Origin of the sequence: Acinetobacter lwoffii (genome assembly GCF_022967985.1) — a bacterium.
Taxonomy (GTDB): Bacteria; Pseudomonadota; Gammaproteobacteria; order Pseudomonadales; family Moraxellaceae; genus Acinetobacter.
Genome location: NZ_JALJVC010000046.1, coordinates 1 through 3,508 on the forward strand (window position 1 = coordinate 1; position 3,508 = coordinate 3,508).

Annotated in this window: 4 protein-coding genes; 1 reads left to right on the top strand and 3 read right to left on the bottom strand. The window is 35.1% G+C overall.

Annotated features, from left to right (window positions below):
* Positions 1 to 57: 57 nt before the first annotated feature.
* Positions 58 to 489: a MarR family winged helix-turn-helix transcriptional regulator gene (locus MWG72_RS15340; RefSeq protein WP_005108698.1), complete on the bottom strand. Its 432-nt coding sequence runs from the start codon at positions 487 to 489 to the stop codon at positions 58 to 60.
* 6 nt (positions 490 to 495) lie between these two features.
* Positions 496 to 924 (bottom strand): organic hydroperoxide resistance protein, encoded by a 429-nt coding sequence (locus tag MWG72_RS15345; protein WP_005108699.1) that lies wholly within the window; start codon positions 922 to 924, stop codon positions 496 to 498.
* A 562-nt stretch (positions 925 to 1,486) separates the two neighbouring features.
* Between MWG72_RS15345 and MWG72_RS15350 the strand changes: the two genes are divergently transcribed.
* Positions 1,487 to 2,191: an IS6-like element IS1006 family transposase gene (locus MWG72_RS15350; RefSeq protein WP_001067784.1), complete on the top strand. Its 705-nt coding sequence runs from the start codon at positions 1,487 to 1,489 to the stop codon at positions 2,189 to 2,191.
* A gap of 316 nt (positions 2,192 to 2,507) precedes the next feature.
* On the opposite strand, the gene MWG72_RS15355 is transcribed toward MWG72_RS15350, so the two are convergent.
* Positions 2,508 to 2,960: a hypothetical protein gene (locus tag MWG72_RS15355; RefSeq protein WP_005093372.1), complete on the bottom strand. Its 453-nt coding sequence runs from the start codon at positions 2,958 to 2,960 to the stop codon at positions 2,508 to 2,510.
* Positions 2,961 to 3,508: the final 548 nt, after the last annotated feature.

Here is a 3,508-nt window from a genome sequence, read left to right on the forward strand (position 1 = left end):
AAAAATTAATTAATTTTCAGAATCATAGTGACTCATATCACCAGATAATAAGATTTCTTAAATTTTCTCTGATAACACTTTAACCAATGACTTTAATTCTTCTTTTAGTTTATTTAAATTTTCAAGTTGAATACTTTGAGTCAGCTCTTTAGGAATCATTTCTGCGGCAGCTCGTAGCTCTCGACCCTTTTCTTTTAATGAAATAAGGACTCTTCTTTCATCATTAGGATCACGTGATCGATTAATAAGTTCAGACTTTTCCATTCTTTTTAGTAAGGGCGTTAGTGTCCCACTATCCAGGTGTAAAATTTGTCCAAGATCACCCACACTTACACATTCTTTTTCCCATAAAACCAACATCACTAAATATTGAGGATAAGTGAGTCCGAGAGGTGTAAGAAAAGGGCGATAAGCTTTTACGATTAAATTAGATGCAGCATAAATAGGAAAACATAGTTGCTCATCTAGGCAAAGCTGATTCTTGGACATAGCTTTTTATTTGGTATAGACAGTGGTCGATACCTGTATATTACCTCGAATAGCGTTGGAATAAGGACATACTTGATGCGTTTGTTCCACGATCTTCTCTGCATCAGCTTGTGAAATACCTGAAAGAGTGACATCTAAGTGTACTGTTAAGGAAAATCCACCATTGCCATTAGCAACCATGCCAACAGTACTCAGGACTTCTACATCGTTATCACGGATTTTATGTTCTTTATTGCTACGAGTTACATGGATCACGGCATTTCCAAAGCATGCAGCATAGCCAGCTGCAAATAATTGCTCAGGATTCGTTGCATCACCTCGACCACCTAATTCTTTTGGCAAAGCTAATTTTAGTTCTAAGATACCATCTTCACTACGAATATTCCCTGAACGTCCACCGATTGCTTTAACTTGGGTAGAATAAAGATTACTCATTTTAATTACCTTTAAATAATATATTGTGTGCAATATAATTGTATAAAATTTAATTTATGTCAAATTTTTTTTATATGCGATTTAACATAATGACTGTTATACGCAATAAAAAAACCTGGGCACCAACCCAGGTCTAAAATTTAAAAAAAAAGATAAATATCAGTGCAATAAACTCATTTTTCTAATTTCGCATAACGCCCATTATGTTAATTTTAGAAATTCTTTAAAGCTCATTGGCTGTTTTTTCACATAAAGATAGACTCCAAATTGCAACACTACAAAGAAACCTACATTTCTTAAAATAGTAAACAATAGATCCTTATTACCGAAGATTAAGTCTGTGGCAAACAGCAAAATTACTAATATTGAATGTAAATACAGAGTATGTTTCATCTTATTGTTCAATAGGGTTGCTGCGTTGGTATAACCAATTAACGTTAGCCCCAAAAACACAATACTTAGCCCAAAGATAATGCCGATATATGTATAGGGCTCAGGAGGGCACTGTTGCAAATAACCACGAATGGTAAGCTGAAGACTGTTTTAGCTAAAGGTGCAGCATATGAATCCTTTCCATGGTCGGCATTTTCAGGGCGAAATCATTCTTTGGGCTGTGCGCTGGTATTGTAAATATGGCATTAGCTATCGTGAACTGCAGGAAATGCTGGCCGAACGGGGTGTGAATGTTGATCACACGACTATTTACCGTTGGGTTCAACGTTATGCTCCTGAAATAGAAAAACGTTTACGCTGGTATTGGCGTAATCCTACAGATCTGAGCTCGTGGCATATTGATGAAACCTATGTAAAAGTGAATGGACGATGGTCTTATCTGTATCGTGCAGTCGATCAACGTGGCGATACCATTGATTTTTATCTTTCTTCTAGACGTAATACCAAATCAGCATATTGTTTTCTTGGAAAAATTTTAAATAATGTGAAGAAGTGGCAAATTCCACAAGTGATCAACACGGATAAAGCACCCACATATGGACGTGCTTTATCACGGTTAAAACGGGAAGGTAAATGTCCACCAGACCTTGAGCACAGGCAGATTAAGTATAAAAATAACGTGATTGAATGTGATCATGGCAAGCTAAAGCGGATCATCAGGGCCACATTAGGATTCAAATCTATGAAGACGGCTTATGCCACAATTAAAGGTATTGAAGTCATGCGTGCACTACGTAAAGGACAAGCATCGTCATTTTATTATGGTCAGCCTCAGGGTGAAGTGTGTCTAATCAACAGGGTTTTCGGTCTCTAAGTACTTTTTAAAGGGAACATCATCGACTCAAATCTCTATTTGCAACAGTGCCAGGTGGCCTAACTTAAATAAAAAAGTCTCCGACAAACCCGGTACGGTTCACAAAGTAAATAGTATTATATTTCAAAAAATTTATACTATAAGAAATAGGGCGTAAACTCGAAAAGCCGACTTGGAAACAAGTCGGCTTTTTTGATAGTTTTTGCCAATAAGCCCGGCTAGAAAATGCTCAATTTTGGTATTTTTGCCCAGTTATCAAGGTTCCAAGATAGAAATTATCCTTATTTCCTGTGGATGAAATTTAGGCTACCGATTTTTACCTTATTTCTTCTAAAATTTTATTTTTTACCCAGTTTGAAAAGTCTTTTTGACTTTGTGCAAAATGTAAAATGTCAGCTTCATTATCCAGATTAAAACTTATACTTTTAACTTTCCTTCTAACTTTTTCATATTTCGTATTTATTGCAATTTTTCGCCAATTTGTTTGATCTGCAATATCATAAGCGGCAGGTATGACCTCACCACCATCATCTTTATGCACACATATTTCAATATTATCTGAATTTAGAATACGGATTTCGTCCATTTCGATTTCTTTATTCTTGTATGAGGTAAACCCAAAACATATAGAGACACCGTTTTTTGATACTATTTGGATATTTCCAAAAGCCTCATCAGTATCTGTATGTGATTGATCCATTAATACTTCACAGTGAATAACACGCCAGTCGGTTTCTTGCTTGAGTTGTGAAGCTAACATTGGAATCATATATAATCCATTTTCTGAGGTTGTCGTAATACGATAATCTTTATTATTAATTTTTCAAGTGCTTTGATAAACTTTTTTAGGTAAGCATTCGGTGAACCCCATATTTGATTCCAATATGGTCAAAAACCTAATTTTTATAAGCAGATAATCGCTATACTTAAGCAAATTTAGGTATTACTAGAGATTCTTGCTTCATGACTCAGGCTCAACTTCAACAAATATAAAAACATCTTTAGAATATTGTGTACGATTTAGATGGAAAAATGGGGGCAGATGATCTGGTTCTCAAAGCTCGAAACTTTATTGAAAAGTTCTATCAAGGTTTATAAGTTAAGTAAGTTATATAAATTTATATCTCTGACAGATCAGCCTCTGGCGATCTTGTGGCTAGAGAGATCTTTAATTTTTCAGCACTGCACTCCCATATATGGACAAATCCCTGACAAGAAATATAGGGAAAGTTTTCAATCTCATCACTCTCTTCAAGATTACATAAGCTCATAAGCTCATAAGTTACATAAGTTATGTAACTTTATAATTTCATCTTC

Coding starts and splice junctions, on each gene's coding strand:
- MWG72_RS15355 (WP_005093372.1), bottom strand. CDS start 2,960: ATGATTCCAATGTTAGCTTCACAACTCAAGCAAGAAACCGACTGGCGT.
- MWG72_RS15350 (WP_001067784.1), top strand. CDS start 1,487: ATGAATCCTTTCCATGGTCGGCATTTTCAGGGCGAAATCATTCTTTGG.
- MWG72_RS15340 (WP_005108698.1), bottom strand. CDS start 489: ATGTCCAAGAATCAGCTTTGCCTAGATGAGCAACTATGTTTTCCTATT.
- MWG72_RS15345 (WP_005108699.1), bottom strand. CDS start 924: ATGAGTAATCTTTATTCTACCCAAGTTAAAGCAATCGGTGGACGTTCA.